General features: G+C 60.2%; 14 protein-coding genes and 1 other RNA gene. 11 read left to right on the plus strand and 4 right to left on the minus strand.

Annotation, left to right across the window (positions count from 1 at the left end; genetic code table 11):
* Positions 1–188 precede the first annotated feature (188 nt).
* Entirely contained in the window at positions 189–4085 is a 3897-nt protein-coding gene (purL, locus tag NHU87_RS22750; protein WP_253552659.1) for a phosphoribosylformylglycinamidine synthase, read from the plus strand.
* 20 nt (positions 4086–4105) lie between these two features.
* Positions 4106–4417: a Nif3-like dinuclear metal center hexameric protein gene (locus tag NHU87_RS22755; protein WP_007905538.1), complete on the plus strand. Its 312-nt coding sequence runs from the start codon at positions 4106–4108 to the stop codon at positions 4415–4417.
* A gap of 121 nt (positions 4418–4538) precedes the next feature.
* Here NHU87_RS22755 and NHU87_RS22760 read toward each other — a convergent pair whose 3' ends face one another.
* The 4 genes from NHU87_RS22760 to NHU87_RS22775 form a co-directional block, all read right to left on the minus strand.
* The gene (locus NHU87_RS22760; protein WP_095632532.1) at positions 4539–5117 is read right to left on the minus strand and encodes a BON domain-containing protein; all 579 of its coding nucleotides are present in this window, start codon (positions 5115–5117) and stop codon (positions 4539–4541) included.
* Positions 5114–5707 (minus strand): phosphoheptose isomerase, encoded by a 594-nt coding sequence (locus NHU87_RS22765; RefSeq protein ID WP_007904374.1) that lies wholly within the window; start codon positions 5705–5707, stop codon positions 5114–5116. The genes NHU87_RS22760 and NHU87_RS22765 overlap by 4 nt, the downstream gene beginning before the upstream one ends.
* A gap of 104 nt (positions 5708–5811) precedes the next feature.
* Complete coding sequence (locus tag NHU87_RS22770; protein ID WP_253552660.1) at positions 5812–6174, minus strand: YraN family protein; 363 nt, start codon at positions 6172–6174, stop codon at positions 5812–5814.
* Entirely contained in the window at positions 6174–7985 is a 1812-nt protein-coding gene (locus tag NHU87_RS22775) for a penicillin-binding protein activator (protein WP_253552661.1), read from the minus strand. The genes NHU87_RS22770 and NHU87_RS22775 overlap by 1 nt, the downstream gene beginning before the upstream one ends.
* A 177-nt stretch (positions 7986–8162) precedes the next feature.
* Here NHU87_RS22775 and rsmI point away from each other — a divergent pair, with 177 nt between their 5' ends.
* The 9 genes from rsmI to mraY all read left to right on the plus strand — a co-directional run bounded on the left by rsmI (position 8163) and on the right by mraY (position 17183).
* A complete protein-coding gene (gene rsmI, locus NHU87_RS22780; RefSeq protein ID WP_162130595.1) occupies positions 8163–9068 on the plus strand; it encodes a 16S rRNA (cytidine(1402)-2'-O)-methyltransferase in 906 nt (301 codons plus the stop codon).
* A gap of 74 nt (positions 9069–9142) precedes the next feature.
* Positions 9143–9496: RNase P RNA component class A (gene rnpB / locus NHU87_RS22785), an RNA gene on the plus strand.
* Between the two features lie 353 nt (positions 9497–9849).
* Complete coding sequence (gene mraZ / locus NHU87_RS22790) at positions 9850–10305, plus strand: division/cell wall cluster transcriptional repressor MraZ (protein WP_003205355.1); 456 nt, start codon at positions 9850–9852, stop codon at positions 10303–10305.
* On the plus strand, positions 10302–11249 hold the full coding sequence (gene rsmH / locus NHU87_RS22795) for a 16S rRNA (cytosine(1402)-N(4))-methyltransferase RsmH (RefSeq protein ID WP_437180850.1): 948 nt from the start codon (positions 10302–10304) through the stop codon (positions 11247–11249). The genes mraZ and rsmH overlap by 4 nt, the downstream gene beginning before the upstream one ends.
* Positions 11246–11539: a cell division protein FtsL gene (gene ftsL, locus NHU87_RS22800; RefSeq protein WP_038981628.1), complete on the plus strand. Its 294-nt coding sequence runs from the start codon at positions 11246–11248 to the stop codon at positions 11537–11539. The genes rsmH and ftsL overlap by 4 nt, the downstream gene beginning before the upstream one ends.
* Positions 11539–13278, plus strand: coding sequence for a peptidoglycan D,D-transpeptidase FtsI family protein (locus NHU87_RS22805; protein ID WP_253552687.1), 1740 nt, complete (start codon positions 11539–11541; stop codon positions 13276–13278). Before ftsL ends, NHU87_RS22805 begins: the two co-directional genes overlap by 1 nt.
* On the plus strand, positions 13278–14741 hold the full coding sequence (locus NHU87_RS22810; protein WP_253552662.1) for a UDP-N-acetylmuramoyl-L-alanyl-D-glutamate--2,6-diaminopimelate ligase: 1464 nt from the start codon (positions 13278–13280) through the stop codon (positions 14739–14741). Before NHU87_RS22805 ends, NHU87_RS22810 begins: the two co-directional genes overlap by 1 nt.
* A complete protein-coding gene (locus NHU87_RS22815; RefSeq protein WP_253552663.1) occupies positions 14734–16101 on the plus strand; it encodes a UDP-N-acetylmuramoyl-tripeptide--D-alanyl-D-alanine ligase in 1368 nt (455 codons plus the stop codon). The genes NHU87_RS22810 and NHU87_RS22815 overlap by 8 nt, the downstream gene beginning before the upstream one ends.
* On the plus strand, positions 16101–17183 hold the full coding sequence (gene mraY / locus NHU87_RS22820; RefSeq protein WP_007904350.1) for a phospho-N-acetylmuramoyl-pentapeptide-transferase: 1083 nt from the start codon (positions 16101–16103) through the stop codon (positions 17181–17183). The genes NHU87_RS22815 and mraY overlap by 1 nt, the downstream gene beginning before the upstream one ends.
* The last annotated feature ends 3 nt before the right edge of the window (positions 17184–17186 follow it).

Below are 17186 nucleotides of genomic sequence, written 5' to 3' on the forward strand. Positions count from 1 at the left end.
CCGCAGGAATGGGCCCAAACAGCATTTTGTGACAGAAAAAATAACCCTCGGCGCGCGGCTGTTCAGAGCCCGAATACTCGGCCCGACGTTCGGGTGCAGCCGTGCGTACCGTTTCGGGTGCTGTCGCGAGCGGTTTAGGCTAGAATGCACGGCCTCAAAGCACACCCCTTCCCGAGGCTGTCCCGAAGATGTTGATCCTGCGCGGCGCTCCTGCCCTTTCTGCCTTTCGCCACAGCAAACTCCTTGAGCAACTGAGCCGATGCGTTCCGGCTGTCAGCGGCTTGTATGCTGAATTCGCTCACTTCGCCGAAGTTACCGGCGTCCTGACCGGCGACGAACAGCAGGTGCTCGCGCGCCTTCTGAAGTACGGCCCAAGCGTTCCAGTACAAGAGCCAACCGGTCGTCTGTTTCTGGTGTTGCCACGTTTCGGCACTATCTCGCCGTGGTCCAGTAAAGCCAGCGACATCGCTCGCAACTGTGGCCTGACCAAGGTCCAGCGCCTGGAGCGCGGCATCGCGTTCTACGTCGCCGGCCAGTTCAGCGACGCCGAAGCGCAGCTCATCGCAGGCGCACTGCATGACCGCATGACCCAGATCGTATTGGACAACCTTGAACAAGCCGCCGGCCTGTTCAGCCACGCCGAACCCAAGCCCCTGACCGCGATCGACGTGTTGGGTGGCGGCCGCGCCGCGCTGGAAAAAGCCAACACCGAGCTGGGCCTGGCCCTGGCCGAAGACGAGATCGACTATCTGGTCGCAGCCTTCGTCGGCTTGAAGCGCAACCCGCATGACATCGAACTGATGATGTTTGCCCAGGCGAACTCCGAGCACTGTCGTCACAAGATCTTCAACGCCAGTTGGGACATCGACGGTCAGAGCCAGGAAAAAAGCCTGTTCGGCATGATCAAGAACACCTATCAGATGCATAGCGAAGGTGTTCTGTCGGCTTATAAGGACAACGCCTCGGTGATCGTCGGCTCCGTTGCCGGCCGTTTCTTCCCGGACCCTGAAACCCGCCAGTACGGCGCGGTGCAGGAGCCGGTGCACATCCTGATGAAAGTCGAAACGCACAACCACCCGACCGCGATTGCCCCGTTCCCGGGCGCATCCACCGGTAGCGGCGGTGAGATTCGCGATGAAGGTGCAACCGGTCGCGGCGCCAAGCCAAAGGCTGGCCTGACCGGTTTCACCGTGTCCAACCTGCAGATCCCGGGCTTCGAACAGCCGTGGGAAGTGCCGTATGGCAAACCTGAGCGCATCGTTACCGCGCTGGACATCATGATCGAAGGCCCACTGGGTGGCGCCGCGTTCAACAACGAATTCGGTCGTCCGGCCCTGACCGGTTACTTCCGTACCTTCGAACAATCGATCACCACCCCGCGTGGCGACGAAGTTCGCGGTTACCACAAGCCGATCATGCTGGCTGGCGGCATGGGTAACATCCGTGCCGAACACGTACAGAAAGGCGAGATCACCGTTGGCTCCAAGCTGATCGTTCTTGGCGGCCCGGCAATGCTCATCGGCCTGGGCGGCGGTGCTGCCTCTTCCATGGCCACCGGCACCAGCTCGGCGGATCTGGACTTCGCATCCGTACAGCGCGAAAACCCGGAAATGGAACGTCGCTGCCAGGAAGTCATCGACCGTTGCTGGCAGTTGGGTGACAAAAACCCGATCAGCTTCATCCACGACGTCGGCGCGGGCGGTCTGTCCAACGCCTTCCCGGAACTGGTCAACGACGGCAACCGTGGCGGTCGCTTCGAACTGCGCAACATTCCAAACGACGAGCCGGGCATGGCCCCGCACGAAATCTGGAGTAACGAATCCCAGGAACGCTACGTTCTGGCGGTTGGTCCGGCGGACTTCGAACGCTTCCAGGCGATCTGCGAACGTGAGCGTTGCCCGTTTGCCGTGGTCGGCGAAGCCACTGCCGAACCGCAGCTTACTGTCACCGATAGCCACTTCGGCAACAGCCCGGTGGACATGCCGCTCGAAGTGCTGCTGGGCAAAGCCCCGCGCATGCACCGTTCGGCCGTTCGCGAAAACGAGCTGGGCGACGATTTCGATCCGTCGACCCTTGAGATCGCCGACTGCGTCGAGCGCGTTCTGCATCACCCGGCCGTGGCCAGCAAAAGCTTCCTGATCACCATCGGCGACCGCACCATCACCGGCCTCGTGGCCCGTGATCAGATGGTCGGCCCGTGGCAGGTTCCGGTGGCTGACGTTGCCGTCACCGCCACCAGCTTCGATGTCTACACCGGTGAAGCCATGGCCATGGGGGAGCGTACTCCGCTGGCGCTGCTGGACGCTCCGGCGTCGGGCCGCATGGCCATCGGCGAAACCCTGACCAACATCGCGGCGTCGCGCATCGCCAAAATCTCCGACATCAAACTGTCGGCGAACTGGATGTCCGCCGCCGGCCACCCGGGTGAAGACGCGCGTCTGTACGACACCGTGAAAGCGGTCGGCATGGAATTGTGTCCGGACCTCGGCATCACCATTCCGGTGGGCAAGGACTCGATGTCCATGGCCACTCGCTGGAATGACGAAGGCGTCGACAAGACTGTGACTTCGCCGATGTCGCTGATCGTGACCGGTTTCGCGCCAGTGACTGACATCCGTCAGACCATGACCCCGCAACTGCGCATGGACAAGGGCACCACCGACCTGATCCTGATCGACCTTGGTCGCGGCCAGAACCGCATGGGCGCTTCGATCCTCGCTCAGGTTCACGGCAAACTCGGCAAGCAGGCACCGGACGTCGATGACGCCGAAGACCTGAAAGCCTTCTTCGCCGTGATCCAGGGCCTCAACGCCGACGGTCACCTGTTGGCTTATCACGACCGTTCCGACGGTGGTTTGCTGACCAGCGTGGTGGAAATGGCCTTTGCCGGTCACTGCGGTCTGAGCCTGAACCTCGACGGTCTGGCAGAAACTTCCGCCGACATCGCCGCGATCCTGTTCAACGAAGAACTGGGCGCCGTGATCCAGGTTCGCCAGGACGCTACCCCGGACATCCTCGCGCAGTTCAGCGCTGCCGGCCTGGGCGACTGCGTGTCGGTGATCGGTCAGCCGATGAACAACGGCGAAATCAGCATCACCTTCAACGGCGACACGGTGTTCGAAGGTCAGCGTCGTCTGCTGCAACGTCAGTGGGCCGAGACCAGCTACCAGATCCAGCGTCTGCGTGATAACGCCGACTGCGCCGAACAAGAATTCGACGTGCTGCTGGAAGAAGACAATCCGGGCCTGAGCGTCAAGCTCAGCTACGACGTCAACCAGGACGTCGCCGCGCCTTACATCAAAAAAGGTATTCGCCCACAGGTTGCCGTGCTGCGTGAGCAGGGCGTCAACGGTCAGGTGGAAATGGCGGCCGCGTTCGACCGCGCCGGTTTCAACGCGATCGACGTGCACATGAGCGACATTCTGGCCGGCCGTGTCGACCTGAACGACTTCAAGGGCATGGTCGCTTGCGGCGGTTTCTCCTACGGCGACGTATTGGGTGCCGGCGAAGGCTGGGCCAAGTCCGCGCTGTTCAACAGCCGCGCTCGCGATGCCTTCCAGGGCTTCTTCGAACGTAACGACAGCTTCACCCTCGGCGTGTGCAACGGTTGCCAGATGATGTCCAACCTGCACGAGCTGATCCCGGGCAGCGAGTTCTGGCCGCACTTCGTGCGCAACCGTTCCGAGCAGTTCGAAGCTCGTGTGGCGATGGTGCAGATTCAGGAGTCGAACTCGATCTTCCTGCAAGGCATGGCCGGTTCGCGCATGCCGATCGCCATCGCGCACGGTGAAGGCCATGCTGAATTCGCCAGCGAAGAAGCGTTGCTGGAAGCCGATCTGTCGGGTTGCGTGGCGCTGCGTTTCGTCGATAACCACGGCAAGGTCACCGAGAACTACCCGGCCAACCCGAACGGTTCGCCGCGCGGGATCACCGGTTTGACCAGCCGTGACGGTCGCGTGACCATCATGATGCCGCACCCGGAGCGTGTATTCCGCGCCGTGCAGAACTCGTGGCGTTCGGAAGACTGGAACGAAGACGCACCTTGGATGCGTATGTTCCGTAATGCTCGCGTGTGGGTTAACTAAGAACGGAGGAACTGATTGCCGTGTACAAGCTCGGTTTTTTTGTTCCGGCCAGTCATGTCGAGGTGGTCAAGAGTGCTGTGTTCGCTGCCGGTGGCGGGCGGATCGGGGCTTATGATCACTGCGCGTGGCAGGTGTTCGGGTTGGGTCAGTTTCGTCCACTGGATGGCAGTCAGCCGTTTATTGGTGAGGCGGGGCAGGTCGAGCAAGTCGAGGAATGGAAGGTTGAGCTTGTGGTCAGCGATGAGTTGATTCGGGCGGTGGTGGTGGCTCTGAAAGAGAGTCATCCCTATGAGACGCCGGCTTATGAGGTATGGCGGTTGGAGGATTTCTGATCTTCCTGGCCGCTGAAATGAAAAACCCGCTGAAGTAATTCAGCGGGTTTTTTTGTGCGCCCGGCATGTGCGCAATCCTGGGTGAGGGTTCCACCGTTTTGCGCAGACGCCTACAAGCCGATCAGTCGATGTACTCAAACAGCTTCACGATCTTCTGCACGCCGGAAACGCCTTGGACCAGATTGGTTGCCTGGGCCGCTTCCTGCTTGGTCAGCAGACCCAGCAAGTAGACGATACCGTTTTCGGTCACAACCTTGATGCGTGACCCTGGAATGGAGGCGTCGGCGAGCATCTGGGTCTTGATTTTGGTGGTCAGCCAGGTGTCGTTCTGACGCGCCAGCAGCGAGGACGGTTGCAGTACTTGCAGCTCGTTGTGCACCTTCTTTACCCGCTGAACGGAGGCGGCAACCTGTTCGGCCTTGGCCTTGAGGTCGGCGCGAGGGGTTTGCCCGGCGAGCAGCACCACACCGTTGAAGCTGGTGACGACGATGTGCGAGTTGTTGTCCAGGTCCGGATCGGCCTTGGCGATGTTTACACCTGCCTTGGTTTCGATCAGGGAGTCGTCGATCTTGCTGCCGAAGGTGCGTGTGCCACGGTCATCATCGATCGGTGCTTCACGGCTGGCGTTAACCACCGAGGTGCAGCCGCTGATGCCAAGGCACAGGGTCAAGGCCAGAAGGCCTAGGCGATTAGGGGTCATTCTTCACTCCCGAACAGTTGGCTGTCGATCAAATCGCAGAGGCAATGGATCGCCAGCAGGTGGACTTCCTGAATACGTGCGGTGACGTTGGCCGGTACGCGAATCTCGACGTCCTCAGGCAATAACAGTGACGCCATGCCGCCGCCATCACGACCGGTCAATGCTACGACAATCATTTCGCGATCATGTGCGGCCTGGATCGCTTGAATTATGTTTGCCGAGTTGCCGCTGGTGGAAATCGCCAGCAAAACATCACCCGGCTGGCCCAGGGCGCGAATTTGTTTGGAGAAGATTTCGTTGTAGCTGTAATCGTTGGCGATCGAGGTGATCGTCGAGCTGTCGGTGGTCAGCGCGATGGCGGGCAGGCTCGGGCGTTCGCGTTCAAAGCGGTTGAGCAGCTCGGACGAAAAGTGCTGTGCGTCACCGGCGGAACCGCCGTTGCCGCAGGACAGCATTTTGCCCTCGTTGAGCAGGGCGTTGACCATGACCTGGCTGGCTTGCTCGATGTGCGGTGCAAGTACGTCCATCGCCTGTTGCTTGGTGTCGATACTGGCCTGAAAAAGCTGGCGAATTCGCGATTGCATGTCCATCTGTGTGACCTTAATTAGCGCGGCTACTCGGCACATGAATGTGCAGCCCGCAAAGCAAAGAGCAAAAGTGTTGGGTGAAGGTGTCCGGTTCGGGACGCAAGTGATCAGCTGTCGAAGGCATTCTGCAACCAGTTCAACTGATCAAGGTTGCTGTCGATGGCAACCACGTCGAAGCGGCAGGGGGAATTGGCCCAACGCGACTCGCGCTGAAGAAAAAACTGCGCGGCAAAAATCAGTTTCTGCCGTTTACGCCCATCGATGCTATCGAGCGCGCCACCCCATTGGGTGTTTTTTCTATAACGGACTTCGACGAATACTACTGTATCGCCATCAAGCATGACCAGATCAAGCTCGCCGCGTTTACACAACCAGTTCTGCGCCAGCAGGCGCAGACCTTGTTGTTGAAGATGCTCGAGCGCATGACGCTCGGCATCTTTACCGCTTTGCTGGCGTGACCTGTCAGGCATCAGCGCGAGGTGTCCGGCAGGCGTTGAATCTGACCGTTTGTGAACTCGGCCCATGGCAACTGACGCTCGACCCGTTGATTCTGAGTCATGCCCAGGCTGCCCGATTGACCCTGGATGCGGCTGTCCGGCAAGGCCTTGAGTTGGCCCAGGCGCGGTGCCAGATGATAGGCGTCAACGCCCATCGCGTACAGACGGCCCAGGCTGCCGCCGGCTTGCGGCCATTGTGCAGTGACTTGTTTACGCAGCGGGTCATTGGCATCCAGCAGCCATGGGGTTTCGCAGAAGCGAATACCGTTCATGTCGTTGTACTGGTTCTGGTCGCCGCTGGCGCTGAATACGTGGGAGGTGGCGTAAACCGGCACGTCACCCGCGTACTGGAAGTTCAGGGTCGGTTTGATCTGTTGAGCCTGTTGCGGTGTTGCGGCCAGGAAGATGAACTCGATGTCCTGACGACGCGAAGGTTGTGCGGCAACCTGCGAACCAACGGTGCTTTGCAGGCTTTTGGCGCGGCCTTCGCTTTGGCGCAGCTGGAACATGTCGGCAATCTGCTGGGCCAGTTGCACCGGCTGGTCGACGCGCTCGGTAGCGACGATGCTGCCACCGTTGGCTTGCCAATCCTGGCTGAACGCCCTGAGTACGCGGTCGCCCCATTCGCCTTTCGGCACCATGATCGCGGCGCGATGCAGGCCGTCGGCGCGTGCACGGCGGGACACTTCGCGGGCTTCGTCTTCAGCGGCAAGACCAAACTGGAACAGTTGGGCCGGACCTTGTTGGCCTTCGCTGTAGTTCAGCGCCAGGGTAGTGATCGGCAGTTGCGGGCGCGCGCTGAGCTGTTTGACCAGTGGCTTCTCCAGCGGGCCGACCACCAGTTGCACGCCATCGGCCTGGGCCTTGCGATAGAACTCGTCGAGGGAGGTCAGGCGCGAGCTGTCATAGAACTCGATGGCTGGCGGTTTCTGCCCGGCTTGTTGCGCCTGGTAGTGAGCGGCCATGAAGCCTTCGCGCAGGGCTTTGCCAACCGGACCCAGCGGGCCGTCTTGTGGCAGCAGCAGGGCGATCTTGCTCAGGGGCTGGCTGGCCAGTTCCTTGAGTTTGGTCAGGGGCAACGGCAGCTGGATGGCAGCCGGGTGCTTTGGATTCTGTTCGCGCCAGTTGTCGATCGCGGCTTGCTGCTGTTCCAGGGTGCCGGCCGTTTTCACCGCCAGCGCCAGACGGATCCAGCCGCCGAGGTCATCGTCGGTGGTCGGCTGCAATTGATCGGTTGGCAGCGAAGCGATCAGGGTCCAGATCGCTTCGTGGTTTTTGCTGGCTGCTTCACCTTCAAGCATCGGCGCAATAAAGATGCGCTGCCGTGCGGCGGCCAGGGTCTGGCCGTCGGCCTCAAGGGCGCGGGCATGAACGGTGCCGGTGCGAACCTGCTGTTCGACGGGCAGTTCGCCCAGGCGTTGCAGGCTCGGATGACTCAGGGCAGTCAGCGCCGCTTTGGGCTGATTGCGGACCATGGCCAGTTCAGCCGCCAAGGTACTGGCGAAGACTTGTTGGCCTGGCTTGAGTTGTTCCACTGGCACCTGTTGCAGGATTTGCGCGGACTGGCCGGCATTGCCTTGACGATAAGCCAGGTCTGCCGCGCTCAAGCGCAACAGGGCGGCTTTTTCCGGATCTTTGCTTTGAGTAGCCTGTTCGAGCAGTTGCTCGATACTGGCGTCCGGGGTCCGTGGAAGTTCGCCAAGGCTGGAAGAGGGCGAGCTGGCGCAAGCCGCCAGCAAGGCAGCGAGGCAGAGGGCAGTGAGCAGCCGCAGGCAAGCGATCATGTAAGTGTTCCTGATACTCGATCAAATTAGCGTGGAATTGTACCCAAGCGCTGGCCGGGGCGCGATGTTACTGGCGTGAATCGATCAATTTAGCTCGTGCAAATGTTACGGTACTGCACAAAAGGCTGGAAAACCCGGGGAGGGTGAGGCGTATCGCAAGCGCCGCTACGCGCTACAATGTCGCCTTTTACCGATCATGAGGTGTGCGCTTTGACTGCTCCAGGTGCTTTGAATTCCGCTGCTGGCTCGCTTTATGTGGTGGCGACGCCCATCGGCAACCTGGACGATATCAGTGCGCGTGCGCTGAAGATCCTGCGCGAGGTCGCCTTGATCGCGGCCGAAGACACTCGCCATTCCCAGCGATTGATGCAGCATTTCGGTATTCCCACGCCGCTGGCGGCCTGTCACGAACATAACGAGCGGGAGGAGGGTAACCGCTTTATCACGCGTCTGCTGGCGGGCGACGATGTGGCGTTGATTTCCGACGCCGGCACGCCGCTGATTTCCGATCCGGGTTATCACCTGGTACGTCAGGCTCGTGCCGCGGGAATCAATGTGGTGCCGGTGCCGGGGGCGTGTGCCTTGATTGCGGCATTGTCGGCGGCGGGGCTGCCGTCCGACCGTTTCATCTTCGAAGGTTTTTTGCCGGCCAAGGCTGTCGGTCGACGTGCTCGTCTGGAGCTCGTTAAAGAAGAACCACGCACGCTGATTTTCTATGAGGCACCGCATCGCATCCTCGAATGCCTGCAAGACATGGAGCTGGTATTCGGTGCCGAGCGTCCGGCATTGCTGGCGCGCGAATTGACCAAGACCTTCGAAACCCTCAAAGGCTTGCCGCTGGCCGAGTTGCGTGAGTTCGTTGAATCGGACAGCAATCAGCAGCGTGGCGAGTGCGTCGTGCTGGTGGCAGGCTGGACGGCCCCCGAGACCGAAGACGCTGTCAGCAGTGAAGCCATGCGTATTCTCAACCTGCTGCTCGAAGAGATGCCGCTCAAGCGTGCGGCGGCATTGGCCGCGCAAATTACCGGCGAACGCAAGAATGTGCTCTATCAGGTCGCGCTGGATAAACAGAAGGGCGAGTAAAACCGACGTGCAGCGCCGGCCAGAGGCTTTTAGCGCTTGTTCTTCGGCCGCTCTGCCGTTAACCTTCGCGGCGGAGAGTCGATCGGACAGTCGCTGCCCTCTATGAAAATTAGGGGGGGGAGGAAAGTCCGGGCTCCATAGGGCGAAGTGCCAGGTAATGCCTGGGAGGCGTGAGCCTACGGAAAGTGCCACAGAAAATAACCGCCTAAGCGCTTCGGCGCCGGTAAGGGTGAAAAGGTGCGGTAAGAGCGCACCGCACGTCTGGCAACAGTTCGTGGCTAGGTAAACCCCACTTGGAGCAAGACCAAATAGGGTCCCAAGGCGTGGCCCGCGCTGGGACCGGGTAGGTTGCTAAAGATGTCCAGTGATGGCCATCGTAGACGAATGACTGTTCAAGACAGAACCCGGCTTACAGATCGACTCTCCACCTTTTTCCCTCTCTGCTGAATCTTTGGCAGGGATGTGCGTAATGGCAATTTCCCTCCCTGCTGAATCAATAGCAGAAGCGCTTTTGTAATACCGAAAAAATCTTACTCTTAACAAACTACTTTAACTTCTGAACGCAGCCTTCTGTGCTGATTCAAGTTATTGAGTGAATTCATCTGTCAGATTCCCGTTAACCCTCCTTTTACGCGCCTAAATCTCCGTTCTGTAAGGCTTTTCCTTTAATCCGCGCCTTGACGGTGTGGTGGGCGCATTCCTATAGTGTGCGCAAGTGGCGGAAAGTGGCATGAAGTGGGTTTTTTGAGCGTAAAACGCTAATATTTGGAGAAACGCTGACGTGTTTCGCGGAGCTAACGCTATCAGTCTCGATGCAAAGGGCCGTCTCGCAATGCCGAGCCGGTACCGTGACGAGCTGGTTTCGCGTAGTTCCGGTCAATTAATCGTCACCATCGATGCCGTTGATCCGTGTTTGTGTGTTTATCCCCTCGATGAGTGGGAAATTATCGAAACCAAACTGCGCGCACTGCCTTCTCTTCGCGAAGAGAACCGCCGCCTGCAACGTTTACTGATTGGTAATGCCGTCGACCTCGAGCTCGATGGCAGTGGTCGTTTTCTGGTTCCGCCACGTCTTCGCGAATATGCCAAGTTGGATAAGCGCGCGATGTTGGTAGGCCAACTGAACAAGTTCCAATTGTGGGACGAGGATGCCTGGAATGCGGTTTCTGCCGCTGACCTGGCTGCTATTCAACAACCGGGCGCCATGCCTGATGAACTGCGTGATTTAATCCTGTGACTATTGATAGCGGCTTTAACCACATCACCGTACTGCTTGACGAAGCCGTCGAGGCTCTCGCCGTACGTCCTGATGGCTGCTATCTGGACGGTACGTTCGGACGTGGCGGGCACAGTCGGTTGATCCTCAGCCAGCTCGGGCCTGATGGCCGGTTGCTCGGATTCGACAAAGATCCTCAAGCGATTGCCACCGGGCAAACGCTAGCGGCCGAAGACGGCCGCTTTGTCGTTGTGCAGCGCAGCTTTGCCGAGCTCGGTTCGGAAGTCGCCGAACGCGGTCTGGCCGGCAAGGTCAGCGGTGTTCTGCTCGATCTTGGCGTGTCTTCGCCGCAGCTCGACGACCCGGAGCGCGGTTTCAGTTTCCTCAACGACGGCCCGCTGGACATGCGCATGGACCCGTCCCGCGGGATCAGCGCCGCCGAGTTCGTCAACACCGCGCCGGTGGAAGAAATCGCCCGGGTGTTCAAGCAATACGGCGAAGAACGTTTCTCCGGTCGCATGGCACGCGCCGTGGCCGAGCGTCGCGACATCAAGCCGTTCGAGCGCACTGGCGATCTGGCTGAAGTGTTGAAAGTCGCCAACCCGGCATGGGAAAAGGGCAAGAACCCGGCCACCCGTGCATTCCAGGGTCTGCGTATTCACGTCAACAACGAACTGGGCGATCTGGAAACCGGCCTCGAAGCCGCGCTGGAATGCCTGGAAGTCGGCGGCCGTCTGGTCGTCATCAGCTTCCACTCGCTGGAAGACCGCATCGTCAAACTGTTCATGCGCAAACTGGTGAAAGGCGAAGCCGATAACCTGCCGCGCAACCTGCCGGTCCGTCACGTCGCTTTCGAACCGAAAATCAGAATCCATGGCAAAGCGCAGTCCGCCTCCGAGGCCGAACTCAAAGCCAACCCACGTTCCCGTAGCGCCATCATGCGTGTCGCGGAGAAGCTGCGGTGAGCAAGCTTTTCGCCAAGCCACTTCCCGGCGGAAGCTTTTTCATGCTGCTGTTGTTTGTCGGTGTGCTTGTGTCGGCCATCGGCGTGTCCTATAGCGCGCACTGGAACCGTCAACTATTGAACTCGCTGTACGGCGAATTGAGCGTGCGCGACAAGGCGCAGGCGGAGTGGGGCCGGTTGATTCTCGAGCAGAGCACCTGGACCGCCCATAGCCGTATCGAAGTCCTGGCCACCGAGCAACTGAAGATGCGCATTCCCGGCGCCGCTGAAGTGCAGATGGTGGCGCCATGATGAAACTCGAAGGCGCGCTCTTCCCATGGCGGTTCCGTCTGGTGGTCGGGTTGCTCGGCATCATGGTGGCGGCGATTGCCTGGCGCATCATCGATTTGCAAGTGGTCGACCGTGCCTTCCTTAAAGGTCAGGGCGATGCCCGCAGTGTTCGTCACATTCCGATTCCGGCTCACCGTGGTCTGATCACCGACCGTAACGGCGAGCCTTTGGCCGTGAGTACGCCGGTCACCACCCTGTGGGCCAACGCCAAGGAAATGCAAACGGCCAAAGAGAAGTGGCCAGCACTGGCGGCTGCCCTGGGGCAGGACCCGAAAGCCCTGGCCGAACGTCTCGAAGCCCAGGCCAACAAAGAATTCATTTATCTGGTGCGCGGGCTGACCCCCGAGCAGGGCCAGGCTGTGCTCGATCTGAAAGTGCCGGGCGTTTATGGCATCGAAGAATTCCGGCGTTTCTACCCGGCCGGTGAAGTCACCGCCCACATGGTTGGTTTTACCGACATCGATGACCACGGGCGCGAAGGCGTCGAACTGGCCTACGACGAATGGCTGGCCGGCGTCCCCGGCAAACGACAAGTGATCAAGGACCGGCGCGGCCGGCTGATCAAAGATGTCCAGGTCACCAAAAACGCCAAGGCCGGCAAGCCCTTGGCGTTGTCCATTGACCTGCGTCTGCAATACCTGGCCAACCGTGAACTGCGCAACGCGATCATCGAGAATGGCGCCAAGGCCGGCAGCCTGGTGATCATGGACGTGAAGACCGGCGAGATCCTCGCCATGGTCAACCAGCCGACCTACAACCCGAACAACCGTCGCAACCTGCAACCGGCGATGATGCGCAACCGCGCGATGATCGACGTGTTCGAGCCGGGTTCGACCATGAAAGCGATTTCCATGAGCGCCGCGATTGAAACCGGGCGCTGGAAGCCGACCGATACCGTCGAGGTGTATCCAGGCACCTTGCAGATTGGTAAGTACACCATCAAGGACGTATCCAAGAGTGAAGGCCCGGTGCTCGACCTGACCGGTATCCTGATCAATTCCAGTAACGTGGGCATGAGTAAGGTCGCGTTCGATATCGGCGGCGAAACGATTTTCCGCCTGGCGCAGAAAGTCGGCCTCGGCCAGGACACCGGTCTCGGCTTCCCGGGCGAGCGCGTCGGCAACCTGCCGAACTACCGCGAATGGCGCAAGGCTGAAACCGCCACGCTGTCCTACGGCTACGGTATTTCCGTGACTGCGATCCAGTTGGTCCATGCCTTCTCGGCCCTGGCCAACAATGGTCGACTCGCGCCGCTGACCCTGATCAAAACCGACAAGGCACCGCAAACCACACAGGTATTGCCGGAAGCCGTCGCGAAAACCATGCAAATCATGCTGCAACAAGTGATCGAAGCCCCGCGCGGTGTATTCCGTGCGCAGGTGCCGGCGTATCACGTGGGCGGCAAGTCGGGTACCGCGCGTAAAACGTCGGTCGGCACCAAGGGCTACGCCGAGAATTCCTACCGCTCGCTGTTCGCCGGCTTCGGCCCGATGAGCGATCCGCGTTATGCAATCGTGGTGGTGATCGATGAACCGACCAAGGCTGGTTACTTCGGTGGTCTGGTATCGGCGCCGGTGTTCAGCAAAGTGATGTCCGGGACCTTGCGTCTGATGAACATCACCCCGGACAACCTGCCTGCCACTCAACAAGCGAACGCCGCACCGGTCGTTCCGCTGAAAGCTAATGGAGGGCGCGGCTGATGTCGCTGAGCCTGAACAAGATTTTCGCCCACGCCGGCCGCGATCTGTTGATCCGCGAGTTGGCGCTGGACAGCCGTAACGTACGAGCAGGCGATCTGTTTCTCGCGGTTCCTGGTGGCAAGTTCGACGGGCGTGCGCACATCGCCGACGCCTTGCAACGCGGTGCTGCCGCCGTGGCTTATGAAGTCGAAGGCGCAACTGTGCTGCCGATCACCGAGGTGCCGTTGATTCCGGTCAAAGGCCTGGCGGCGCAGCTGTCGGACATCGCCGGGCGCTTTTATGGCGACCCGAGCCGTCATTTGAATCTGATCGGCGTGACTGGCACCAACGGTAAAACCAGCGTGACCCAACTGGTCGCCCAGGCGCTCGACCTGCTTGGTCAGCACTGCGGTATCGTCGGCACTCTGGGCTCCGGTTTCTACGGCGCGCTGGAAAGCGGTCTGCACACCACGCCGAACCCGATTGCGGTGCAAGCGACCCTCGCCGACCTGAAAAAGGCCGGCGCCAAAGCCGTGGCCATGGAAGTCTCTTCCCACGGTTTGGATCAGGGCCGCGTGACTGCGTTGGCTTTCGATGTGGCGGTGATGACCAACCTGTCGCGCGATCATCTGGATTATCACGGCACCATGCAGGCCTATGGCGAAACCAAGGCCAAGTTGTTTGCCTGGAATGATCTGAAGTGTCGGGTGGTCAATCTGGATGACGATTTCGGTCGGCAACTGGCTGCCGATAAAGGCGAGTCGCGACTGATCACTTACAGCCTGGAAGATTCCAGCGCCTACCTGTATTGCCGCGAAGCGCAGTTCGACGACGAAGGCGTGCGCGCCACATTGGTCACGCCACAAGGCGAGCACCATTTGCGCAGCACCTTGCTCGGTCGTTTCAACCTGAGCAATGTGTTGGCCGCGGTCGGCGCCTTGCTCGGGCTGGAATACGCGCTGGACGAAATCCTCAAAGTGCTGCCGAAACTCGAAGGCCCGGCCGGTCGCATGCAGCGCCTGGGCGGCGGTACTCAGCCGTTGGTGGTGGTCGATTACGCCCACACACCGGACGCGCTGGAAAAAGTCTTGATGGCCCTGCGTCCTCACGCCAAAGGTCGGTTGCTGTGCCTGTTCGGTTGCGGCGGTGATCGCGATCGCGGCAAGCGTCCGCTGATGGCGGAAGTGGTCGAGCGTCTGGCCGATGGCGTACTGGTGACCGATGACAATCCGCGCACCGAAGACCCGACCGTGATTTTCGACGACATCCGCGCCGGTTTCACAGCCGAGGATAAAGTTGCCTTCGTCGCCGGCCGTGGCCAGGCGATTGCCCAATTGATCGCCAGCGCTTCGGCGGATGACGTGATTGTCCTGGCCGGTAAAGGTCACGAGGACTATCAGGAAATCAATGGCGAGCGCCACGCTTTCTCCGATCTGGTCGAGGCCGATCACGCCCTGACCGCGTGGGAGGTGGCCCATGCTTAAAGCCTTGAAACTGAGCGAACTGACCAGCGCATTGAATGGCCGTCTGATTGCCAGCGATGCCAGCTTCGACGGCGTTAGCATCGACAGCCGCGCGATCACGCCCGGCCAACTGTTTATTGCTTTGGCCGGCCCGCGTTTCGATGGCCATGACTATCTCAATGACGTCGCCGCCAAAGGCGCCGCGGCTGCCCTGGTTGAGCGCGAAGTTGCCGACAGCGCGCTGCCGCAACTGCTGGTCCAGGACACCCGCCAGGCCCTCGGCCAATTGGGCGCGATGAACCGTGCGGCATTCACTCAGCCGGTCGTGGCCATCACCGGTTCCAGCGGCAAGACCACGGTCAAGGAAATGCTGGCGAGCATCCTGCGCACACGGGGTCCAGTGTTGGCGACCCGTGGCAACCTGAATAATGATCTCGGTGCTCCGCTGACTTTGCTCGAACTGGCGCCGGAGCACACCGCTGCAGTGATCGAACTTGGCGCTTCGCGCATCGGTGAAATCGCTTACACCGTCGCCATGACCAAACCCCACGTGGCCATCATCAACAACGCCGGGACCGCCCACGTCGGTGAGTTCGGCGGGCCGGAAAAAATTGTTGAAGCCAAGGGTGAGATTCTCGAAGGGCTGGATGCCGATGGCGTCGCCGTGCTGAATCTCGACGACAAGGCTTTTGACATCTGGAAAACCCGCGCCGCCGGTCGCAAAGTGCTGACCTTCGCTCTGAATAATGTCAGCGCCGACTTCTACGCCAGCGATCTGGATCGCGATGCCCGCGGTTGCCCGGCGTTCAACCTGCACAGCCCTGAAGGTGTGGAGCGGGTTCAGCTGAATCTGCTTGGCACCCATAACGTCGCCAATGCCATGGCCGCCGCCGCTGCCGCGCATGCCTTGGGCGTGTCGCTGTTCGGCATCGCCACCGGTCTCGGCGCCGTGCAACCGGTCAAGGGCCGCACCGTCGCGCAACTGGCAACTAACGGTATGCGCGTGATCGATGACACATACAACGCAAACCCCACCTCCATGTGCGCCGCCGTTGATATACTCGCCGGCTTTTCCGGTCGCACCGTTTTGGTGCTCGGAGATATCGGCGAGTTGGGCGATTGGGCGGAGCAGGGGCACCGCGATGTGGGCGAGTACGCCCGCGGCAAGGTTTCCGCGCTTTACGCGGTCGGGCCAATGATGACCCACGCGGTAAACGCTTTCGGCGAGCAGGCTTTTCACTTCAGCACTCAGGCTGAGCTGATCAAGGCCCTGGAAGCCGAGCAGGACATAAACACCACCATTTTGATCAAGGGCTCGCGCAGCGCCGCGATGGAAAACATCGTCGCCGCTTTGTGCGGGACCCGTCTGGAGAAACATTAATGCTGCTGCTGCTAGCGGAGTATCTGCAACAGTTCTACAAAGGCTTCGCGGTCTTTCAGTACCTGACCCTGCGCGGGATCCTCGGTGTGCTGACCGCGCTGGTCTTGTCGCTGTGCTATGGCCCGTGGATGATCCGCACCTTGCAGAACCGTCAGATCGGTCAATCTGTTCGTAACGACGGCCCGCAATCGCACCTGTCCAAATCCGGCACCCCGACCATGGGTGGCGCACTGATTCTTTCGTCCATTGGCGTCAGTACCTTGCTCTGGGCTGACCTGGCCAACCGTTACGTGTGGGTCGTGTTGTTGGTGACCCTGCTGTTCGGTGCCATCGGCTGGGTCGACGATTACCGCAAAGTCATCGAGAAAAACTCCCGCGGCCTTCCGAGCCGCTGGAAGTATTTCTGGCAGTCGGTGTTCGGCCTGGGCGCGGCGATCTTCCTTTATATGACTGCCGCGACGCCGGTAGAAACCACTCTGATCCTGCCGATGCTCAAGGACTACAGCATTCCGCTTGGCGCGGGTTTCATCGTCTTGACCTATTTCGTGATTGTCGGCTCGAGCAACGCGGTCAACCTGACCGATGGCCTCGACGGTCTGGCGATCATGCCTACCGTGATGGTCGGCGGCGGCTTGGGGATCTTCTGCTACCTGTCGGGTAACGTGAAATTCGCTGAATACCTGCTGATTCCTTACGTACCGGGCGCGGGCGAGTTGATTGTGTTCTGCGGCGCCTTGATCGGTGCGGGCCTGGGGTTCCTCTGGTTCAACACCTATCCGGCCCAAGTGTTCATGGGCGACGTCGGCGCACTGGCGCTGGGCGCGGCCCTGGGCACCATCGCGGTGATAGTCCGCCAGGAAATCGTTCTGTTCATCATGGGCGGCGTGTTCGTGATGGAGACCCTGTCGGTTGTCATCCAGGTCGCCTCCTTTAAGTTGACCGGTCGCCGTGTGTTTCGCATGGCACCGATACACCACCACTTTGAACTCAAGGGCTGGCCCGAGCCGCGCGTGATCGTCCGTTTCTGGATCATCACCGTGATTCTGGTACTGGTCGGCCTTGCCACCCTGAAGCTGAGGTAGAAC

Origin of the sequence: Pseudomonas mandelii (genome assembly GCF_024138395.1) — a bacterium.
GTDB classification, from domain to species: Bacteria; Pseudomonadota; Gammaproteobacteria; order Pseudomonadales; family Pseudomonadaceae; genus Aquipseudomonas; species Aquipseudomonas mandelii_E.

Coding starts and splice junctions, on each gene's coding strand:
- purL (WP_253552659.1), top strand. CDS start 189: ATGTTGATCCTGCGCGGCGCTCCTGCCCTTTCTGCCTTTCGCCACAGC.
- NHU87_RS22760 (WP_095632532.1), bottom strand. CDS start 5,117: ATGACCCCTAATCGCCTAGGCCTTCTGGCCTTGACCCTGTGCCTTGGC.
- NHU87_RS22765 (WP_007904374.1), bottom strand. CDS start 5,707: ATGGACATGCAATCGCGAATTCGCCAGCTTTTTCAGGCCAGTATCGAC.
- NHU87_RS22770 (WP_253552660.1), bottom strand. CDS start 6,174: ATGCCTGACAGGTCACGCCAGCAAAGCGGTAAAGATGCCGAGCGTCAT.
- NHU87_RS22775 (WP_253552661.1), bottom strand. CDS start 7,985: ATGATCGCTTGCCTGCGGCTGCTCACTGCCCTCTGCCTCGCTGCCTTG.
- rsmI (WP_162130595.1), top strand. CDS start 8,163: ATGTCGCCTTTTACCGATCATGAGGTGTGCGCTTTGACTGCTCCAGGT.
- NHU87_RS22805 (WP_253552687.1), top strand. CDS start 11,539: ATGAAACTCGAAGGCGCGCTCTTCCCATGGCGGTTCCGTCTGGTGGTC.
- NHU87_RS22810 (WP_253552662.1), top strand. CDS start 13,278: ATGTCGCTGAGCCTGAACAAGATTTTCGCCCACGCCGGCCGCGATCTG.
- NHU87_RS22815 (WP_253552663.1), top strand. CDS start 14,734: ATGCTTAAAGCCTTGAAACTGAGCGAACTGACCAGCGCATTGAATGGC.
- mraY (WP_007904350.1), top strand. CDS start 16,101: ATGCTGCTGCTGCTAGCGGAGTATCTGCAACAGTTCTACAAAGGCTTC.